The organism is Coprococcus sp. AF38-1, from assembly GCF_003603945.1.
Lineage (GTDB): Bacteria > Bacillota > Clostridia > Lachnospirales > Lachnospiraceae > Coprococcus > Coprococcus aceti.
Map to the genome: position 1 here is coordinate 340,599 of NZ_QVGO01000003.1, position 20,974 is coordinate 361,572.

The window sequence follows — 20,974 nt, forward strand, 5'->3', positions numbered from 1 at the left end:
AAACAAAAATATGAAAGATGAGAGTAAGAAGGTATACATACTTTTGTCAAAGACAAAAACAGTTCTTTCAAATCTCATAAAGCTTATGACCAGAGAGCCGTATTGTCACACATCTCTGGCACTGGACATAAGTCTTGATGAGATGTACAGTTTTGCAAGGAAAGGTGTATACAATCCATTTAACAGTGGATTTATCAGTGAGAACATAGAAAAGGGAATATTTGGAAAGCACAAGGGAACCAGATGCGCTGTGTATGAGCTGAAGGTCACGAGTAAGCAGTATGACAGGATACAGCAGGAGCTCGCCAGATTCAAGAAGCATCCGGACAGATACGGATATAACTTCATGGGTGTATTCAGCGTATTTTTCCATCTTGCGTATGAGAGGGAATACAATTTCTTCTGTTCACAGTTCGTGGCATCGGTGTTGAAAAATGCCGGTGTGGATATATTCCACAAGAAACCGGGACTTGTCAAGCCGGGGGATTTCAGAAGGTGCCCTGAGCTCAGACCGATATTTACCGGGCTTCTCACAGAATACAGAGCATATCTCCATGAGAGAATGAGACAGGCTCATGGCATAGAGAACACAGGCAGCAGGCCTGGCATGATAAAGCCGGCGCTTCCGGATGGTCTCATTGCATGGAGAGTCAGTTAAAATAAGCCGCTTTACAGATATGTAAGGCGGCTTTTATTTATTGTCATGTGTTTATTATTCTACAAATGTGTGGCCAATCTTGATGATCCCTCTCGGGAGGGCGTCCTTGGAATTCTTCCATGGCTCGTTCTTGTATCTGTAGTCAAACTTGTCTATGAACCAGCTCAGGTCACCATTGACACGTTCCATATTGTCAAAGTATACCTTGTTGAGGATTTCGATGAACTGCGCATACTGTTCCTTGCTCAGTTTGTTCTGGCCTGTCTTGTATAGTATTCCGTAGTGATATGTACAGAAGCCTTTGCTCGTAGCAAATTTGTCCCTGAACTCGGAATCTCTTTTCCACATATGGAAGATAGTGTCTACATAGCGTACGAACATGTCATCCATACGTCCACAAATGAAGCAGCTTTTCTCCATATTCTCTATATAATCGACAACAGGTGCATTGGGTGTGTTCTTGCCGAACAGACCGGCTTTGGCGGCGGGACCTTTGGCAGCCAGCGCCCTCATATCTTGTATAGTCTTATTCATATGGGTGTTCATCATGAGTGCCAGACCCAGACGATTCTTTTCCTGATAGAGCATTCTCAGATGATGACTGCAAAAACCAAGCTTGTCAGTCATGGCACGGTTGTCGTCCTCCATGTAGCTTGGCCCCATCGTATATTCAATTGCATTTCGTTCAAGATCCTTCTGCATCTGGCACATAGGGCATTCGCAGCCGCTGTCAAATGCATCGTTTACTGGTATAGTGTATATCTGTTCAGCCATAGATCCTCCTGTTTGTGATAGTGTCAGTTTTTGCCACACTGCTTATGTGACATTGAAAATAATATACAGGTATTATACAATAGCCTGGAGAAATTTATAAGACAAAAAGCACAATTATACAAATATGAAATGGCAGGTGTACGGAAGATGAATGTAAGTTGTGATGGCAATATAGTTACGGTAGACGGAGTGAAGGATTTCAGACTTTCTCAGATACTTGAGTGTGGTCAGTGCTTTCATTTTGACAAGCTTGATGATGAAGTGTATGAGGTCATAGCATTTGGCAGGGCTGTGAAGATGGAACAGTCAGGCGGCGTGCTCAGGATATATGGTTCATCCATGGAAGACTATGAAGGAATATGGCGCCCTTATCTGGATATGGACAATGATTACGGCCTCATCAAGGAGAGTGTCATAAAGGCGGACAGCGCACTTCAGACGGCTGTGAATGAGAAGGATGGAATACGAATACTCAATCAGGACTTCTTTGAGACGCTTATATCATTTATCATATCCCAGAACAAGAATATCCCTCAGATAAAACAGTGTGTAAAAAATATATCGCATAGATTTGGTGATGAGGTCATAGGATATAATGGCGAGGCATTTTATGTGTTTCCTGATGTAGACAGACTTCATGAGGTCACAGAGGATGAGCTCAGGGAGTGCAAGGTCGGATTCCGTGCTCCATACATAATGAATGCGACGGAGGCGGTGTACTCGGGAAATGTCACAAAGGAGAAGCTTGATGCACTTGACATAGAACATGCAAGGGAACTTCTCATGACGATCAAGGGAGTAGGGGAGAAGGTTGCAAACTGTGTCCTGCTCTTTGGACTTGGAAGACGTGAGGCTTTCCCTGTGGATGTGTGGATGAAGAGGATCATGGAGAGCATGTACTTTGATGGCAAGGACACAAAAAAGCCGGAGATAGAGGCATTTGCCGTGAAAAAGTTCGGAAATCTCGGGGGATATGCGCAGCAGTATCTGTTTGACTATGCAAGAACGAATCTTTTTAAGTGATATGTATTACGGTAGATGACAGACATATTTTTATATATTTTTTAGAAAATAAGGGTTGATTTTTTTATAGAAATGGATAGAATATAAAACAGTGTTAGCACTCACATAAATTGAGTGCTAAAAACAAGAATCAGAAATATAATAAAAATAAATCAGGAGGTATATATCATGAAGTTAAGACCACTTGGAGACAGAGTAGTATTAAAGCAGTCAGTAGCAGAGGAGACAACAAAGTCAGGAATCGTATTACCAGGCCAGGCAAAGGAGAAGCCACAGTATGCAGAGGTTGTAGAGGTTGGCCCTGGAGCAGTTGTTGATGGCAAGCTGGTTCCTATGGACGTTAAGGTTGGAGATACAGTTATATATCAGAAGTTCGCTGGTTCAGAGGTTAAGCTTGACGACGAAGAGTACATAGTTATCAAGCAGGACAGCATCCTTGCAATCGTTGAGAAGTAAAAGCCATATATCCAGACAGCGTGAGCTGCGGGAGACATATGCGGATGATATATGGATAATATATGTAATATAACATGGAGGTAGATAGAAATGGCAAAGGAAATTAAGTACGGTGCTGAGGCTAGAAAGGCACTTGAGGCAGGAGTTAATCAGTTAGCAGATACAGTAAGAGTTACACTTGGACCTAAAGGAAGAAACGTTGTACTTGCAAAGTCATACGGTTCACCACTCATCACAAATGATGGTGTTACAATAGCAAAGGACATAGAGCTTGAGGATGCATTTGAGAACATGGGTGCTCAGATCGTCAAGGAAGTTGCAACAAAGACAAACGATGTTGCAGGTGATGGTACTACAACAGCTACAGTTCTTGCACAGGCTATGATCAATGAAGGAATGAAGAATCTGGCAGCAGGTGCTAATCCTATCGTTCTCAGAAAGGGAATGAAGAAGGCTTGCGACAAGGCAGTTGAGGCTATTCTTGATATGAGTGAGACTATCAGCGGAAAGGATCAGATCGCAAGAGTTGCATCTATCTCAGCTGGTGACGATGAGGTTGGACAGATGGTTGCCGACGCTATGGAGAAAGTGTCAAAGGATGGAGTCATCACAATCGAAGAGTCAAAGTCAATGAAGACAGAGCTCGACCTTGTAGAAGGTATGCAGTTCGACAGAGGTTATATTTCAGCTTACATGGCAACAGATATGGAGAAGATGGTTGCAGAGCTTGATAACCCATATATACTTATTACAGATAAGAAGATCTCAAATATTCAGGAGATCCTTCCACTTCTTGAGCAGATCGTTCAGAGCGGTTCAAAGCTACTGATCATCGCTGAGGATATCGAGGGCGAGGCTCTCACAACACTTATCGTCAACAAGCTGCGTGGTACATTCCAGGTAGTAGCTGTAAAGGCTCCTGGTTATGGCGACAGAAGAAAAGAGATGCTTCAGGATATCGCTATTCTTACAGGCGGTAAGGTTATATCTGAGGAGCTTGGATACGAGCTCAAGGATGCTACTCTTGATGACCTTGGCCGTGCAAAGAGCGCTAAGATCACAAAGGAGAACACAGTTATCGTTGACGGCATGGGCGCTAAGGAAGATATCGCAGGCCGTGTAAATGTCATCAAGGCTCAGCTTGAGGAGACAACATCAGAGTTCGACAAGGAGAAGCTTCAGGAGAGACTTGCAAAGCTTGCCGGTGGTGTTGCAGTTATCAGAGTTGGTGCAGCTACAGAGACAGAGATGAAGGAAGCTAAGCTCCGTATGGAGGATGCCCTCAATGCCACAAGAGCAGCAGTTGAAGAGGGAATCATCTCAGGTGGTGGTTCAGCATACATCCACGCTGCAAAGAAGGTTGCAGAGCTTGTAAAGAATCTTGAGGGTGACGAGAAGACAGGTGCTAAGGTGGTTCTCAAGGCTATGGAGGCTCCACTGTTCCACATCGCAGCAAATGCAGGACTTGAGGGATCAGTCATCATCAACAAGATCAAAGAGTCTGAGGTTGGTGTCGGATTTGATGCGTACAATGAGACATATGTCAACATGATCGAGGCAGGAATCATCGATCCTGTTAAGGTTACAAGAAGTGCACTTCAGAATGCTACATCAGTTGCTTCAACAATGCTTACAACAGAGTCAGTTGTAGCTGATATCAAGGAAGATACTCCAGCAATGCCGGCAGGCGGAGCAGGAATGGGCGGCGGAATGGGCTTCTAAGGAATAGAGTCTGACACGATTTCGCAGTAAAATGCAATGACTAAAATAAAAAAGATCACATCATCCGTAACCGGGTGGTGTGTTTCTTTTTTATACAGGTTAATTGACACTAATCGGCATGTGTGAGATAATCAAAACAGATATTTTTCGACTAAGGGAAAGTATGGGCTACAAAAAAGTTATAAAAGAAAGGCAGGAAGAGATGGGAGAAGATAACAACAGCTTTGGTGGCTATCAGCCAACAGAAGACAACGGACAGGTGGGACAGCAGAATCCATATGAAGGTGCGCCTCAGTATGGACAGAACGATCAGAACTATGGTCAGCCAGGTGGCCAGTATGGACAGAATTATGGTCAGCCGGGTGGACAGTATGATCAGAATTATGGCCAGCCGAATGGACAGTACGATCAGAACTATGGGCAGTACGGCCAGCCAAATGGACAGTATGGCCAGGGCTATGGACAGCCGGGAGATCCATACGGACAGAATTATGCGAATCAGAATCTGAACATGGGTGGGGGCCCTGCATATCCACAGAACAACATGCCACAGGAGAGCAAGGGTGTATCCATAGCATCTATGGTGCTTGGTATTTTCTCACTTACATTTGGATGTTGTATCACATATGTGGGAATTGCCACAGCCATTGCGGGACTGATAACAGGTATCATAAGTCTTAAGGATAAGAAGCCTGGCAAGGGAATGGCTATCGCAGGAATTATAATGAGCGCAATAGCACTTGTGTTCCTGGTGTTCTGTATTATCCTGGTTCTTACATCGGACACATATCAGGATATGGTGGATGAAATACTCAGACAGATACAGTCAGGAAGCTATTAAGAAAAGTCGTACATCTGAATACAGATAAGGACTGGAGAGGTCGCCGGATTTCAGGCGGCCTCTTGTCATGTGTGTCAAGCTGATAATATTTGAACGTTTAATACTGTGTGGGTGATTGAATCTAAAGGCCTGTTAGTGTTATTATTATGAGAGTGCGAAGATATCAGTATGGAGGATATGTAATTATGGAGAATGATTATATTATTGGAGATACAGACATCAAGCGTCTTATCGTGAAGGCGTTGGAGGCAAGAGAGAGGGCATATGCCAGGTATTCACAGTTTAAGGTCGGAGCAGCACTCCTGGCAGGTCGTGAGAATTATTCGGATGAAGCGGAATGTGTTGGCGGAGAATCGGACAACAACGATAAAAACGCGAACGGATACAGGGTATTTACAGGCTGTAATATAGAGAACTCCTCATACGGTGCAACCATATGCGCAGAGCGCGCGGCGGTGTGCAATGCAGTGAGCAGTGGCTATAAAGATTTCAAAGCGATTGCTATTGTCGGCGGCCTGAATAGTACAGGGATAAACGGAATAACATATCCATGTGGGATATGCAGACAGGTGCTCTCAGAATTTTCTGCGGATATGTATGTTATCGCAGCACGATCAGAGGATGATTACGACATGAGAAGATTGTCAGAGTTTCTACCAGCTTCATTTGGTGCCGGACAGATGGAATAATGAAGTACGCTGATGTGTGCATGTCATCACGCAAATTCATGGCGATATAAAAGCGTATATCGAAAAAATATATAATGATATAAAAAAGATATAGAAGGAGAATATGAATTGGGAAATATCAAGGATGTAAAGGCTTACAGAATAGTTGAGGAGAAGGATCTCCCGGAGGTACATGGCAAGGGCTATGTGCTGGAGCATATAAAGACAAAGGCAAGGGTTCTCATCATTGAGAATGACGATGTGAACAAGGTGTTCAATATAGGCTTTAGAACACCTCCATATGACGATTCAGGAATACCTCACATAATCGAGCATTCAGTGCTCTGTGGTTCAAAGAAGTATCCGGTCAAGGATCCATTTGTCGAGCTGGCAAAGGGCTCACTGAACACCTTCTTGAATGCCATGACATATTCGGACAAGACGGTATACCCTATAGCGAGCTTCAATCAGAAGGATTTCGAGAATATCATGAGTGTGTATCTGGATGCTGTGTTCTATCCGGATATTTATATACATGATGAGATCATGAAGCAGGAGGGCTGGCATTATGAGCTTGACTCTGTGGATGGAGATCTGAAGTATAACGGAGTTGTGTACAATGAGATGAAGGGCGTGTATTCAAGTCCTGAGTCTATCATGTACAGGGGTATAGAGTCATCGCTCATGCCGGACACTCCATATGGCAATGATTCAGGTGGTAATCCAGAGTTTATACCTACACTTACCCTTGAGAGATTCAGGGACTTCCACAGGACGTATTATCATCCATCGAACAGTTATATCTATCTGTACGGCGACTGTGATATGGCAAAGGAGCTGGAGTTTATAGATGAGGAGTATCTGTCACATTACGATTACAAGGAGATTGATTCAGCGATACCTCTTCAGAAGCCATTTGACGAGATGAAGGACATCACCATGGATTACTCCATAGCTGACACTGATCCTGAGGAGAACAATTCCATACTCACATACAGCAAGATAACAGGACTCAGCACCGAGAAGAAGAAGGTTACAGCCCTTGAAATACTTGAGTACGTACTCATGGATGCGCCGGGTGCGGTTTTGAAGAAAGCACTGACTGATGCGGGAATAGGTGAGGAGGTCTACAGCTCATTTGACAATGGCTGTCAGCAGACCACATTCTCCATCATAGCAAGAGGCGCTGATAATAATGACAAGGACAGATTTATAAAGGTTATAGATGACACATTTGAAGAGCTCAGCCATGGTGTAGATAAAGCAGCTATTGAGGCAGCAATCAACAAGTTTGAGTTCAAGCACAAGGAGGCCAACTTTGGAAGGTTTCCTAAGGGACTCATGTACGGACTGGATGCGTTCAACAGTTGGCTGTATGACGACACCAAAGCACTCATGTTCTTCGAGATGAATGATGTGTACAAGGAGCTGAGAGAGGATCTTCAGAACGGATACTTTGAGCAGCTTATAAAGGAATGTTTTATAGATAATACATTTGGTCTGTATCTCACTATGAATCCAAAGAAAGGCCTTGATCAGGAGAATGAGAAGAAGATCGCTGATGAGCTTGCTGCATACAAGGCTACGCTCAGCCGTGAGGAGCTCGAGAAGATCGTGGAGGATACAAAGGCGCTCAAGGAGTATCAGGCGACTCCTTCATCCGCAGAGGATCTTGCCAAGGTTCCGCTTCTGGCGATAGATGACATTGACAAAGAGGCTGAGAAGCTCAAGAATGTTGAGTCTGAGATCGGCGGACTTCCGGTTGTAAGCCACGATATATTTACAAATGGTATAGGATATCTGAGATTCTATTTCAACATCAACGATATAGATAATGACCTTGTGCCATACCTTGCTACACTGACATGTTTGTTCAAATATATTGATACAGAGAAGCACACCTATGGACAGCTCTCAAATGAGATAGACAGCAATATCGGCGGAATAGAGTTTGACATGGTTGGATATGCCAGCGACACTGATATCAAGAAGTTTTTCTATGTATCAATGAAGGCGCTCTATGAGAAGCTTCCGTATGCTGTAGAGCTCATGAAGGAGATACTGTTCTCGTCTAAGATTGATGACAGGAAGAGACTGAAGGAGCTCCTGACGGAGGAGAAGTCGAGCATGAAGAATGGCATGGCTGCTTCCGGCCATGTGACCGCATACACAAGAGCCATGTCATATATAGATGAGGGGGCAAGATTCACGGATGAGACATGTGGAATTGCTTATTATGAATTCCTGTGCGACATAGTGGATCACTTCGACGAGAAGTATGACGACTTCATTGAGAAGCTTCAGTATGCTCTTGCAGAGGTCCTCAGAAAGGGTGCGCTTACGGTTTCATATACAGGAGATGAGGATGTGACAGATCTGCTTGAGGAATCATTTGCCGACTTTGGCATGGCACTCTCCACAAGACCTGCACATAAGGATGTGAAAGTATTTGAGAAGGAGCTTAAGAATGAAGGCTTCAAGACTGCAAGCCAGGTTCAGTATGTTGCTATAGCGGGTAATTTTGAGGATGCCGGTTACAAGTACGACAGCTCACTGAGCGTTCTCAAGATCATATTCTCATATGGTTATCTGTGGGAGAATGTCCGTGTGAAGGGCGGCGCATATGGTGCCATGTGCTCATTCCTAAGGAATGGAACATGTTATATGAGTTCATACAGGGATCCAAACCTCATGGAGACATATGACATATTCAAGAATGCGTATAAGTTCGTGGAGAACTTTGAGTGCTCAGACAGGGATATGACAAAGTATATCATTGGAACCATGGCTCAGATAGATGCACCTACAACACCTGTAGCAGAGGGCATAAGCCACATGGCGAGATACTTTATGGGTGTTACAGATGAGCAGATTCAGAGCGAGCGAGACAAGATCCTCTCCACAGACAGAGATGCCATCAGAGCTCTTGCTCCACTCGTAAAGGCTGTTACAGATTCAGGAATCATCTGTGCCATCGGCGGTGAGAGCAGGATAGAGGAGAATAAGGACAACTTCAAGGATGTACTTGCAATTTTCTAGGTATAGCCGACAGTCGATATAATGAGCGCAAGTGAGTGGGCGTGCTTGCATGACTTGCGAGCGGCGAATTAGGGTCATGACATAGTAAAGCTAGATGCGTATGCGTAGGTTAGCTTTCGCATGCAGGATGAAGGAGATATATGAATAAAGAATACAAATCAGGCTTCGTGTCCATCATAGGCAGACCAAACGTTGGAAAGTCGACACTTATGAACAGACTGATAGGACAGAAGATAGCGATAACAAGCAACAAGGCACAGACCACGAGAAACAGGATACAGACTGTGTACACAAGTGATAAGGGACAGATCATTTTCCTGGATACACCGGGAATCAACAGGGCGAAGAACAAGCTTGGAGAGTACATGCTCAAGGTTGCCGAGAGTACACTGGATGAGGTCGATGTGGTTCTCTGGATAGTTGAGGCCACAACATTTATCGGTGCGGGAGAGCGTTACATTATAGAGCAGCTCCAGCATGTGAAGACTCCGATCATTGTGGTTGTGAACAAGATAGATAATGTGGAGGAGAGCAAGGTATTTGAGGCGATAAATACCTACAAGGATGCCTGTGATTTTGCGGAGATAGTTCCTGTGTCAGCCCTCAAGGGCAAGAATACGGATGAGCTTATAGATACCATCATGAAGTATCTTCCGTACGGACCGCAGTATTACGATGAGGATACGATCACTGACCAGCCGGAGAGACAGATCGTTGCCGAACTCATCAGAGAGCAGGCACTTCGTCAGCTTGACAAGGAGGTTCCTCACGGAATTGCGGTGGTCATTGACTCCATGAAGGAGAGACCAGATGGCGGACTGATCGATATTGATGCCACTATCATATGTGAGAGGGATTCTCACAAGGGAATCATCATAGGAAAGCAGGGCGTCATGCTGAAGAAGATCGGTACTCATGCGAGATATGGAATAGAGAGACTTCTCGACACCAAGGTCAATCTGAAGCTTTGGGTAAAGGTCAAGAAGGACTGGAGAGATACAGATACATTGCTAAGGAACTTTGGGTTTAGAGACGAGTAGTGTGTGCAAACAGGATCGGTGAATGTGCAGTCGCTGCGGGCAGTGCACAGTTTGCCGATCTTGTCATGTTAAATTTGTTATGGAGGTGGATATACAATTGAGAGAAGAAGTAACATTGCATGGAATTGTACTGTCCAGCAGCCTCCAGAGCGAATATGACAGGAGAATGGTGGCCCTCACCAAAGAACGGGGCAGGATCACAGTATTTGCAACAGGTGTGAGGAGAGGAACGAATCCGCTCCAGTCCAAGACACAGATGTTTGTCATGGGAAGTTTTACATTGATCCCGGGGCGGGATTCATACAGGCTTGTGAATATAGATGTGGATGAATATTTCCATCAGCTCACCATGGACATAGATGCATACTGTTATGCATCGTACTTCTGTGAGGTCATGGGATTCATGACCCATGAGGGTGACAGGGCAGCAGATTATCTCAATCTGTTATACGTTAGTTTGAAAGCTCTTGAGAAAGGGCAGATGCCGGCAAAGCTCATCAGGTGCGTGTACGAGATAAAGCTTATGGATGTGTTCGGACAGGGGATACAGAGCTTCCACTGTCCGGTATGTGGCAAGGCTGAGGTGTCAAATGTATTCGATGCAGCATCGGGTGGACTTCTCTGCGATGGATGCAGAGGCAGGGCAAAGCATCCACTTCATCTGTCAGACGATGCAGTATACACGATACAGTACATAAATGGTGCGCCACTTGGCAAGATGTACAACTTCAATGTGTCTGATCCTGTACTGGCGGAGATACAGCTTGTGTCAAAGCAGTTTATGGATATGTATGTGGACAGAAAGTTCAAGTCGGTGGAGATCATAGACTCATTGCCGTGACATAATGTAATTATAGGAAAAGAAGAGAATCACATCACAACAAGTAAGATTCTCTTCTTTTTGTTAATAGCCGGCCTGAAGATGTCAATATTAAAGAGTGTGTACTATTTTGGAAAATGTATCCATAGCACCGGGAAGCTTTTCGTACGGTATAGCACTGAAACCAAACAGAAGCTGGTTCTCCGGACAGAGATTTTTCCTTATCCAGAATGGTTCGGTGGAGAAGATTCGTATGCCTTTCTGCTCAAAAGTTGATATGAGCTCTGTCTGTGTAAGCTTTGAGTTCTTAACCTCTGCCACAAAGTGGAGACCGGCTCCGGCACCATACATGATCACATCATCTTCAAGATTCTGTTTCACATAATTCAATATATAATCATGCTTCTTTTTATAGTGATTCTTCATGGCGCCTATATGGCGCTGATAATTACCACTCTGTATAAATTCAATAAGTGCAAGCTGCAGAACCGTTGGAACTGTGCAGTTGGTGTGTGAATATCTGGATTCATATGCCTTCATCAGATCTGCAGGAAGCACCATATATGATATTCGAAGATCTGGTGACATGGATTTGGAAAATGTACCGAGATATATAGTGTGATCACTGTTATCGATGGACTGCAGGGATGGGATCGGTCTGCTCTGGTATCTGAGTTCGCTGTCGTAATCATCCTCGATGATATAACTTCCAGATTGAGCCGCCCACTCTATGAGCTCCAGTCTCTTACTTATCGGTAGTATGCTTCCCATCGGAAACTGGTGGGATGGCGTTACATACAGCAGAGTGTCCCTGAGACGCTGGATGTGTTCTATGGACACACCGTCGTCCTCAAGCGGTATTGGAATGATCCTGAAAGGACTCTGGCTGACGATCTCCCATGTTCCGTTGTAGCCAGGGTCCTCTATGGCAAATGAATAGTCTGACGGACTGAATATATGGGTGATTATGTCTATGGATCTCTGGTGGCCGCTTGTGAGGATGATCTGCTCAGGAGTGCAGTTGACACCTCTGGACATGTACAGATATTCGGTGATAAGACTGCGGAGGGTGTAGCTTCCCTGCGACATCTGGTAGGAGGCGGTATCGGCCATGGATATCATGTCCCAGGCGTTCATGAGGCATTTGCGCCAGGCCCTGGAGTGATAGCAGTTATAGTCCAGATTGCCGTAGCTTAATGTGTAGTCAAATGTCTTTCCAGCCTGCCTGCAAGAATGTTGTATATTGTGGCTTTGTCTTGTTTTTCTGTCCGGGGTAAATGCAGTGATGTTCTCAACGTAGTAGCCGGAGCCTGTCACGGAGCGTATATATCCTTCAAGTTCAAGCTGGTTGTAAGCAGATACTACTGTGTTGCGGCTCAGCTTATGTTCGGCGGCGAGCTGCCTTGTTGCAGGGAGCTTTTCACCTGCAGCATAGTGCTCATTAAGTATCTCGGATTTCATTTGTTCATATAATTGTTCATATAGAGACTTGTTAGAAGTTTTGTCTATTGAAATCATTCTGGTGTTCCTTTCTGGTGCAAATTGGTTCTATAAAAATACTTGAAATTGGAACTTTAGAAAGAACCAATCTGGTGCTATTATACAAGAGTCATAACGAGTAAGCAATAAGAAGAAGTCATAAGGTGATGTCTGACGGCACAAATTATAGTAGCTTTGTATAAATAATATTACAAAATATGCCGTGAACCTTGCAAAAATATTTGAATGAGTATAAAATAAGGCGGATAGAGCGAAAAAAATGCAAATTCGAATATGATTTGGAGGATTACGATGGAAAAGACATTAGACAAGATCGTTGCATTGGCAAAGAGCAGAGGATTTGTTTATCCAGGTTCAGAGATTTACGGTGGTCTCGCAAATACATGGGACTATGGTAATCTCGGAGTTGAACTCAAGAACAACGTAAAGAAAGCATGGTGGAAGAAATTCATCCAGGAGAACCCTTACAATGTAGGAGTTGACTGTGCTATCCTTATGAACCCACAGACATGGGTTGCTTCAGGCCACCTTGGAGGATTTGCTGATCCTCTTATGGATTGCAAAGAGTGTCATGAGAGATTCCGTGCAGATAAACTTATAGAGGACTTTATGGCTGAAAACGGAGTTGTTCCAGAGGGCGCGGTAGACGGATGGAGCAACGAGCAGATGGAAGAGTACGTTGAGAAGAACAATATCTGCTGTCCAACATGTGGTAAGCATAACTTCACAGGCATCAGACAGTTCAACCTTATGTTCAAGACATTCCAGGGTGTAACTGAGGATGCCAAGAACACTGTATACCTGAGACCGGAGACTGCACAGGGTATATTTGTCAACTTCAAGAATGTACAGAGAACTTCAAGAAAGAAGGTTCCATTTGGAATTGGCCAGATAGGAAAGTCATTTAGAAATGAGATAACACCTGGTAACTTCACATTCAGAACAAGAGAGTTCGAGCAGATGGAGCTTGAGTTCTTCTGTAAGCCGGGTACAGATATGGAGTGGTTTGAGTACTGGAGAAGCTTTTGTATCAACTGGCTCAAGGATCTCGGAATCAAGGATGATGAGATGAGAGCCCGTGACCATTCACCTGAGGAGCTGTGTTTCTACTCCAAGGGAACAACTGATATCGAGTATTTATTCCCATTTGGATGGGGAGAGCTCTGGGGAATCGCTGACAGAACAGATTACGATCTGACACAGCACCAGAACACATCAGGAGAGTCAATGGAGTACTTCGATGACGAGACAAAGGAGAAGTACATTCCATATGTAATCGAGCCATCACTTGGTGCTGACCGTGTTACACTGGCATTCCTGTGCGCTGCATACGATGAGGAGAATATCGGAACAGAGGAGAAGCCTGATGTTCGTACAGTGCTTCATTTCCACCCACAGCTTGCACCGGTTAAGATCGGAGTGCTTCCACTTTCCAAGAAGCTCAACGAGGGTGCAGAGAAGATTTATGCAGAGCTTTCAAAGTACTATAACTGTGAGTTCGATGACAGAGGCAACATAGGTAAGAGATATAGAAGACAGGATGAGATAGGAACACCGTTCTGTGTAACATATGATTTCGATTCTGTTGAGGATGGAGCAGTCACAGTTCGTGACAGAGATACCATGGAGCAGGAGAGAGTCAAGATTGAAGATCTGAAGGCTTACTTTGAGAAGAAATTTGAATATTAATTGATGGTGTGACCGGAGATAATACGGGACACTGAATTACAGGAGGCATTAAGATGCATAGTAAAGAGTTATTTTCAGAATACGAGGCAAATGTAAGATCGTACAGCAGAAGTTTCCCAGAGATATTTACAAAGGCCAAGGGAGCCAAGATGTATGACGAGAATGGTAAGGAGTATATAGACTTCTTCGCAGGAGCAGGCGCGCTGAACTATGGTCATAACAATGATTATATAAAGGAGAAGGTTATCGATTACATCCAGAGCGATGGAATCATGCATTCTCTTGACATGATGACAGCACCAAAGGCTGAATTCATCGAGTTCTTCGAGAAAAAGGTCCTTGAGCCTAGAGGACTTGATTACAAGATCATGTTCGCAGGTCCTACAGGAACAAATGCAGTTGAGTCACTCTTAAAGCTTGCACGTAAGGTCAAGAAGAGAGAGATGATCTGGGCGTACATGGGATGCTTCCATGGTATGACACTCGGTTCAATATCACTTACAAGTGATGCTGCAAGCCGTGCAGGAGCAGGTGTTGGACTTGACAACGTATATCACATTCCAGCTCCATACATGTTCCCGGAGCTTGATACGATCAAGTTCATGCAGACACTTCTTGATGACGATCACTCAGGTGTTGAGAAGCCTGCAGCAATCTTTATCGAGACAGTACAGGCAGATGGTGGTGTAAATGTATTCTCAGTAGAGTACCTCAAGGCACTCCGTGAGTTCTGTGATAAGAACGACATCCTTATGGTTGTTGATGACGTACAGGTTGGTTGTGCAAGAACAGGTACATTCTTCTCATTTGAGAGAGCAGGAATCAAGCCTGATATGTTCTCACTTTCAAAGTCAATCGGCGGATACCCATTCCCAATGGGACTTGCAATGTTCAAGCCGGAGTATGATCTCTGGAAGCCGGGTGAGCATTCGGGTACATTCCGTGGAATTCAGCTCTCAATGGTAGCAGCAAAGGCAGGACTTGAGTTCATGCTTGACAACAACATCGAGGCAGAGACAAGACGTAAGGGCGAGATAGTTAGAGAGTATCTTGAGAAGAATATAGACGGTGATCCGAATGTAATTGCAACACGTGGTATCGGACTCCTCTGGGGTGTAGAGGTTAAGGACGATGCAACAGCAGGTGCCATCACAGCAAGAGCTTTCAAGAAGGGCCTTGTAATAGAGAGAGCTGGCCGTGACAACGCGGTCATTAAGATCATGCCACCACTTATCATCTCAGATGAGGATCTTATTGCAGGTCTTGATATTCTTAAGGAAGCTATTGACGGCGAGTAAGTTGTAATAAAATGTGCATTGTGACAGCCGCACTTGTGTAGGACTGGTATAATGTGAATATCCACATGGAGCCTGCAGGCGACATGATATAAAGTTAAACATAGGCTGCGGAGTTTTCCGCAGCCTATGTTTTTTACGGGATGAATAGGGCTGTGCGGGCAGTTTGCCAATTTGGAAATTTTTGAATACTGGTCAGCGAAGATCAGTTGCCAGTCTGTTTCAGGTCGGCACACAAATGTTGCTGTAATTAAGCGTAATATAATGGAATATACATATAATTCAACTATATGTAAAAATGGACTGGTTTATACACAAAATATAGAAAAAAGAGTTTGCTAATGTTGACATATATGTTATAATCAGTCTAGCGCGTGTGGAGACTTCACGGGGACTTCACACCATGAAATATAAAGTTTACGTAGGAGGTAACAAACAAATGGCAAACAAGTGGGTTTATATGTTTAGCGAAGGCGACATGACCATGCGTAATCTTCTCGGTGGTAAGGGTGCAAACCTTGCAGAGATGACAGCAATTGGTCTTCCAGTTCCACAGGGTTTCACAATTACAACAGAGGCTTGTACTCAGTACTATGAGGATGGCCGTAAGATTAATGACGAGATCATGGCTCAGGCTATGGATGGCGTTAAGAAGATGGAGGAGATCAACGGCAAGAAGTTCGGAGATCTTGAGAATCCATTACTTGTATCAGTTCGTTCAGGTGCAAGAGCATCTATGCCAGGTATGATGGATACAATCCTTAACCTTGGTCTTAACGATGACGTTGTTGCTGCTATGATAGCACACAACCCAGATCCAGCATTCGAGCGTTTCGTATACGATTCATACAGACGTTTCATCCAGATGTTCTCAGACGTTGTTATGGAAGTTGGTAAGAAGTACTTCGAGCAGCTCATCGACAAGATGAAGGAAGAGAAGGGTGTTAAGTTCGATGTAGAGCTTACAGCACAGGATCTCAAGACACTTGCTGAGCAGTTCAAGGCAGAGTACAAGAACCAGTTAGGAACAGATTTCCCTTCAGACCCAGTTGAGCAGTTAAAGTTAGCTATCGAGGCTGTATTCCGTTCATGGGATAACCCACGTGCGAACGTATACAGAAGAGACAACGATATCCCTTATTCATGGGGTACAGCAGTTAACGTAATGCCTATGGTATTCGGTAACCTGAACAATGAGTCTGGTACAGGTGTTGCATTTACTCGTGACCCTGCAACAGGTGAGAAGAAGCTTATGGGTGAGTTCCTTATCAATGCACAGGGCGAGGACGTTGTTGCCGGTGTTCGTACACCAATGCCAATCGCTCAGATGGAGCAGGAGTTCCCAGATGCTTATGCAGAGTTCATCAAGGTTTGTGAGACTCTTGAGAATCACTACCATGATATGCAGGATATGGAGTTCACAGTTGAGAACAAGAAGCTTTACATGCTTCAGTGTAGAAATGGTAAGAGAACAGCTCAGGCAGCTCTTCAGATCGCTTGTGACCTTGTTGATGAGGGACATAAGACAGAGGAAGAGGCAGTTGCAATGATCGATCCTCGTAACCTTGATACACTTCTTCACCCACAGTTTGATGCAGCAGCTCTTAAGGCAGCTACACCAATGGGCAAGGGACTTGGCGCTTCACCAGGTGCTGCTTGTGGTAAGATCGTATTCACAGCTGACGATGCTGAGGCATGGGCAGCTAGAGGCGAGAAGGTAGTTCTTGTACGTCTTGAGACATCACCTGAGGATATCACAGGTATGAAGTCAGCACAGGGTATTCTTACAGTTCGTGGTGGTATGACATCACACGCTGCAGTTGTTGCCCGTGGTATGGGTACATGCTGTGTATCAGGTTGTGGCGATATCGTTATGGACGAGGAGAACAAGAAGTTCACGCTCGCTGGCAAGGAATTCCATGAGGGAGATTACATCTCAATCGATGGTACAACAGGTAATATTTACGATGGAGTTATCAAGACAGTTGATGCTCAGATCGCAGGAACATTCGGCCGTGTTATGGCATGGGCTGATAAGTATAGAACACTTAAGGTTAGAACAAATGCAGATACACCAGCAGATGCTAAGAAGGCACGTGAGCTTGGTGCAGAAGGTATCGGTCTTTGCCGTACAGAGCATATGTTCTTTGATCCAGAGAGAATCGCAGCATTCCGTGAGATGATCTGCTCTGATACAGTAGAAGAGAGAGAGGAAGCTCTTAATAAGATCCTTCCATATCAGCAGGGAGACTTCAAGGCTCTTTATGAGGCACTTGAGGGTAACCCAGTTACTATCAGATTCCTGGATCCACCTCTTCATGAGTTCGTTCCAACAGAGGAGGCTGACATTGAGAAGCTTGCTGCTGCTAAGAACAAGAGCGTTGAGGAGATTAAGGCACTTTGCAACTCACTCCATGAGTTCAACCCTATGATGGGTCACAGAGGATGCCGTCTTGCTGTAACATACCCAGAGATCGCTAAGATGCAGACAAAGGCTGTTATCCGTGCAGCAATCGAGGTTCAGAAGGAGCATCCAGATTGGACAGTTGAGCCAGAGATCATGATCCCACTTGTATGTGAGGTTAAGGAGCTTAAGTACGTTAAGAAGGTAGTTGTTGAGACAGCTGACGCTGAGATCGCTGCTGCTGGCGTAGATCTTAAGTATGAGGTTGGTACAATGATCGAGATCCCAAGAGCAGCTCTTACAGCTGATGAGATCGCTAAGGAAGCTGACTTCTTCTGCTTCGGTACAAACGACCTTACACAGATGACATTCGGATTCTCAAGAGATGATGCTGGTAAGTTCTTAAATGCTTACTATGATGCTAAGATCTTCGAGAACGATCCATTTGCTAAGCTTGATCAGACAGGTGTTGGTAAGCTCATGGATATGGCAGTTAAGCTTGGTAAGCCAGTTAATCCAAAGCTTCACATCGGTATCTGTGGTGAGCACGGTGGAGATCCTTCATCAGTTGAGTTCTGCCACAAGATTGGTCTTGATTATGTATCATGTTCACCATTCAGAGTACCTATCGCTAGACTTGCTGCTGCTCAGGCTGCTATTGCAAATAGGTAGGAGTTCTCTTTCCTTTGAATTGCCGCTTAGTTTCGAGCAGGCAGCAGCCTATCGAAAGGCTAACGGACAGTATGTAAGGAAAAATCAGTGGAGAGATACCACTGTAAGGGTATTCATAGACCTTGATTAACAGTTAAATACGATAAGCGTATCATTAGAAATAGTGGTACGCTTATTTTTTGTCCCTTTTTGCAGATTTGTCCTTTCCCCTACTTTCCAATATAATGAAGCTAAAGAAGTGGAGGTGTGCTTATGAGAGAGAAATTTAATCATCTGTATTTGGATAGCCACGAAAGAAAACTTTTGATACATAGCCTTGTAGAGTTAAAAAATCAGCTCATTCAGCAAGGCAGATATACGGATTGTGTTGACGAGCTTATTTTTAAGGTCATAAATGCACCGACCAAGAGAATGAAAATTGAATATGTCTAAGGCAAATTACAAAGCCGCTTATTCTTATTGATTTTAAGAGTAGGCGGCTTTTTTGCGTTCTCTGGTACTGTTTACATAGCCACCTTGACAAAGTGGCTAAATCTATGCGAAAGGAGGACGCATCTATGTCAAATTGCAAAGTGATTGCTCTGACTAACCAGAAAGGCGGTGTCGGAAAAACAACCACAGCGGTCAATCTGGGTGTAAGTCTGGTGCAGCAGGGTAAAAAAGTCCTGCTGATTGATGCCGATGCACAGGCAAATCTCACGATGGCTCTGGGTTATAACAGACCAGACGATATTCCCATAACGCTTTCTACTGTGATGCAGAACATCATAGACGATAAAACGCTTGATGTTTCACAGGGTATTATCCACCATAGCGAGGGCGTCGACCTGCTTCCGTCAAACATTGAGATGTCGGGCTTTGAAGTAAGGCTAATCAATGCAATGAGCCGTGAGCGTGTGCTGAAAACCTATGTCAATGAGGTTAAAAAGAATTACGACTATGTGCTTATTGATTGTATGCCGAGTTTAGGCATGATAACCATCAATGCTCTGGCGGCGGCTGACAGCGTGATTATCCCGACACAGCCCCACTATCTCTCGGCTAAAGGTCTGGAGCTTTTGCTTCGCTCCGTATCAATGGTCAAGCGGCAAATCAACCCAAAGCTGCGGATAGACGGTATCTTAATGACTATGGTAATGCCCCGTACCAACATTTCTAAGGAAATTACGGCAACGGTCAAAAGTGCATACGGTAAGAAAATCAAGGTATTTGATACCGAGATACCTCATTCTATCCGTGCGGTGGAAGCTACCGCAGAAGGCAAAAGTATTTTTGCTTACGACAAAAGCGGCAAGGTTGCCGCAGCCTATGAGCAGTTAGGAAAGGAGGTGGCAGAGATTGGCGAGAAGCAGAGAAACCAAAATCGAGCTGACCGCATACGATGACCTTTTTCAGACGGACGAAAGCCGTGAGGAAGCAAAGCTAAGCAAGATACGGGATATTCCCATATCGGAGATTGACGAGTTTCCAGACCACCCGTTCAAGGTTTTGATGGACGAAGATATGGAACAACTTGTTGAGAGTATCAAGCGAAACGGTGTAATGACCCCTGCGACAGTTCGCTTAAAAGAGGACGGACGGTATGAGCTTATCAGTGGTCACAGGCGAAAAAAGGCTTGTGAACTTGCAGGACTTGAAACGCTGAAATGCGAGGTCAAAGAGCTTACCCGTGATGAAGCCATTATTGTTATGGTGGAAAGTAATCTCCAACGCTCTGTTATTTTGCCGAGTGAGAAAGCGTTTGCGTATAAAATGCGGTTGGAAGCTATGAAACGACAGGCAGGCAGACCCCCAAAAGAAAATGCGTCGCCATTGGCGACTAATTTATCAAAAGGGCGTTCTGATGAGGAATTAGGAGAACTTGTTGGAGAAAGCAAAGACCAGATACGCCGCTATATCCGTCTAACGGAGCTTGTTCCCGAAATCCTGCAAATGGTAGATGAAAGGCAGATTGCTTTTCGTCCTGCGGTTGAGGTTTCTTATCTGACCGAGGAACAGCAATACACCCTGCTTGAAGCAATGGAGTACAACGATGCTACCCCGTCATTGGCACAGGCTATCAAAATGAAGAAGTATAACCAAGATGGCAAGCTCACTTCCGAGGTTATCCAGTCCATTATGGAGGAAGAAAAGCCCAATCAGAAGGAAAAACCTGCTTTCCGTGACGAGAGGATAACCAAGCTCATTCCAAAGACTGTTCCCAGAGGGCAGGAAACGAATTTTGTTGTCAAGGCGTTGGAGTTTTATAACCGACACTTGCAGCGGAACAAGGCTCACGAGAGATAGCCACACACCGAGGGCGAGGTCTGCCCATTTGAGTGGATAGCCATTATTGTGGCTTCCCCCTCTCCACACCTCACCCCCTAACTACTG

The 20,974-nt window shown here is 44.5% G+C and carries 17 protein-coding genes; 15 read left to right on the forward strand and 2 right to left on the reverse strand.

Annotated features, from left to right (window positions below):
• The first annotated feature begins 10 nt into the window (after positions 1–10).
• Positions 11–658 (forward strand): hypothetical protein, encoded by a 648-nt coding sequence (locus DW025_RS06020; RefSeq protein ID WP_118016621.1) that lies wholly within the window; start codon positions 11–13, stop codon positions 656–658.
• A gap of 54 nt (positions 659–712) precedes the next feature.
• Here the strand turns inward: DW025_RS06020 and DW025_RS06025 are convergent, their stop codons facing one another.
• Positions 713–1,432, reverse strand: a complete 720-nt coding sequence (locus DW025_RS06025; protein WP_015534143.1) for a DUF6062 family protein — start codon at positions 1,430–1,432, stop codon at positions 713–715.
• A gap of 147 nt (positions 1,433–1,579) precedes the next feature.
• On the opposite strand from DW025_RS06025, the gene DW025_RS06030 reads away from it, so the two are divergent.
• From DW025_RS06030 to recO, 8 genes are all read left to right on the forward strand, one after another.
• Positions 1,580–2,455, forward strand: a complete 876-nt coding sequence (locus DW025_RS06030) for a DNA-3-methyladenine glycosylase family protein (RefSeq protein ID WP_118016620.1) — start codon at positions 1,580–1,582, stop codon at positions 2,453–2,455.
• Between the two features lie 168 nt (positions 2,456–2,623).
• On the forward strand, positions 2,624–2,911 hold the full coding sequence (locus DW025_RS06035; RefSeq protein WP_118016619.1) for a co-chaperone GroES: 288 nt from the start codon (positions 2,624–2,626) through the stop codon (positions 2,909–2,911).
• Positions 2,912–3,001: 90 nt separating this feature from the next.
• A complete protein-coding gene (gene groL / locus DW025_RS06040) occupies positions 3,002–4,633 on the forward strand; it encodes a chaperonin GroEL (protein ID WP_117548828.1) in 1,632 nt (543 codons plus the stop codon).
• 163 nt (positions 4,634–4,796) lie between these two features.
• The gene (locus tag DW025_RS15300) at positions 4,797–5,474 is read left to right on the forward strand and encodes a DUF4190 domain-containing protein (protein WP_270227137.1); all 678 of its coding nucleotides are present in this window, start codon (positions 4,797–4,799) and stop codon (positions 5,472–5,474) included.
• Positions 5,475–5,659: 185 nt separating this feature from the next.
• The gene (locus DW025_RS06050; protein ID WP_118016618.1) at positions 5,660–6,163 is read left to right on the forward strand and encodes a cytidine deaminase; all 504 of its coding nucleotides are present in this window, start codon (positions 5,660–5,662) and stop codon (positions 6,161–6,163) included.
• Positions 6,164–6,271: 108 nt separating this feature from the next.
• Positions 6,272–9,181, forward strand: a complete 2,910-nt coding sequence (locus tag DW025_RS06055) for an insulinase family protein (protein ID WP_119999166.1) — start codon at positions 6,272–6,274, stop codon at positions 9,179–9,181.
• 140 nt (positions 9,182–9,321) lie between these two features.
• Complete coding sequence (gene era, locus DW025_RS06060) at positions 9,322–10,221, forward strand: GTPase Era (RefSeq protein ID WP_015534137.1); 900 nt, start codon at positions 9,322–9,324, stop codon at positions 10,219–10,221.
• 97 nt (positions 10,222–10,318) lie between these two features.
• Complete coding sequence (recO, locus tag DW025_RS06065) at positions 10,319–11,062, forward strand: DNA repair protein RecO (RefSeq protein ID WP_119999168.1); 744 nt, start codon at positions 10,319–10,321, stop codon at positions 11,060–11,062.
• A gap of 90 nt (positions 11,063–11,152) precedes the next feature.
• On the opposite strand, the gene pdxR is transcribed toward recO, so the two are convergent.
• Entirely contained in the window at positions 11,153–12,559 is a 1,407-nt protein-coding gene (gene pdxR, locus DW025_RS06070) for a MocR-like pyridoxine biosynthesis transcription factor PdxR (protein WP_119999170.1), read from the reverse strand.
• A 273-nt stretch (positions 12,560–12,832) separates the two neighbouring features.
• Here pdxR and DW025_RS06075 point away from each other — a divergent pair, with 273 nt between their 5' ends.
• The 6 genes from DW025_RS06075 to DW025_RS06100 all read left to right on the forward strand — a co-directional run bounded on the left by DW025_RS06075 (position 12,833) and on the right by DW025_RS06100 (position 20,887).
• Positions 12,833–14,230, forward strand: a complete 1,398-nt coding sequence (locus tag DW025_RS06075) for a glycine--tRNA ligase (protein ID WP_119999171.1) — start codon at positions 12,833–12,835, stop codon at positions 14,228–14,230.
• A gap of 53 nt (positions 14,231–14,283) precedes the next feature.
• Positions 14,284–15,528, forward strand: coding sequence for an aspartate aminotransferase family protein (locus DW025_RS06080; RefSeq protein WP_117548834.1), 1,245 nt, complete (start codon positions 14,284–14,286; stop codon positions 15,526–15,528).
• Between the two features lie 436 nt (positions 15,529–15,964).
• A complete protein-coding gene (gene ppdK / locus DW025_RS06085; RefSeq protein WP_119999173.1) occupies positions 15,965–18,601 on the forward strand; it encodes a pyruvate, phosphate dikinase in 2,637 nt (878 codons plus the stop codon).
• Positions 18,602–18,853: 252 nt separating this feature from the next.
• Positions 18,854–19,033, forward strand: a complete 180-nt coding sequence (locus tag DW025_RS06090) for a hypothetical protein (RefSeq protein WP_025577639.1) — start codon at positions 18,854–18,856, stop codon at positions 19,031–19,033.
• A gap of 125 nt (positions 19,034–19,158) precedes the next feature.
• A complete protein-coding gene (locus DW025_RS06095) occupies positions 19,159–19,986 on the forward strand; it encodes a ParA family protein (RefSeq protein ID WP_025577641.1) in 828 nt (275 codons plus the stop codon).
• Positions 19,940–20,887 carry a ParB/RepB/Spo0J family partition protein gene (locus tag DW025_RS06100; RefSeq protein WP_117822742.1) on the forward strand — a complete coding sequence of 316 codons (948 nt, stop codon included), beginning with the start codon at positions 19,940–19,942 and terminating at the stop codon, positions 20,885–20,887. The genes DW025_RS06095 and DW025_RS06100 overlap by 47 nt, the downstream gene beginning before the upstream one ends.
• The last annotated feature ends 87 nt before the right edge of the window (positions 20,888–20,974 follow it).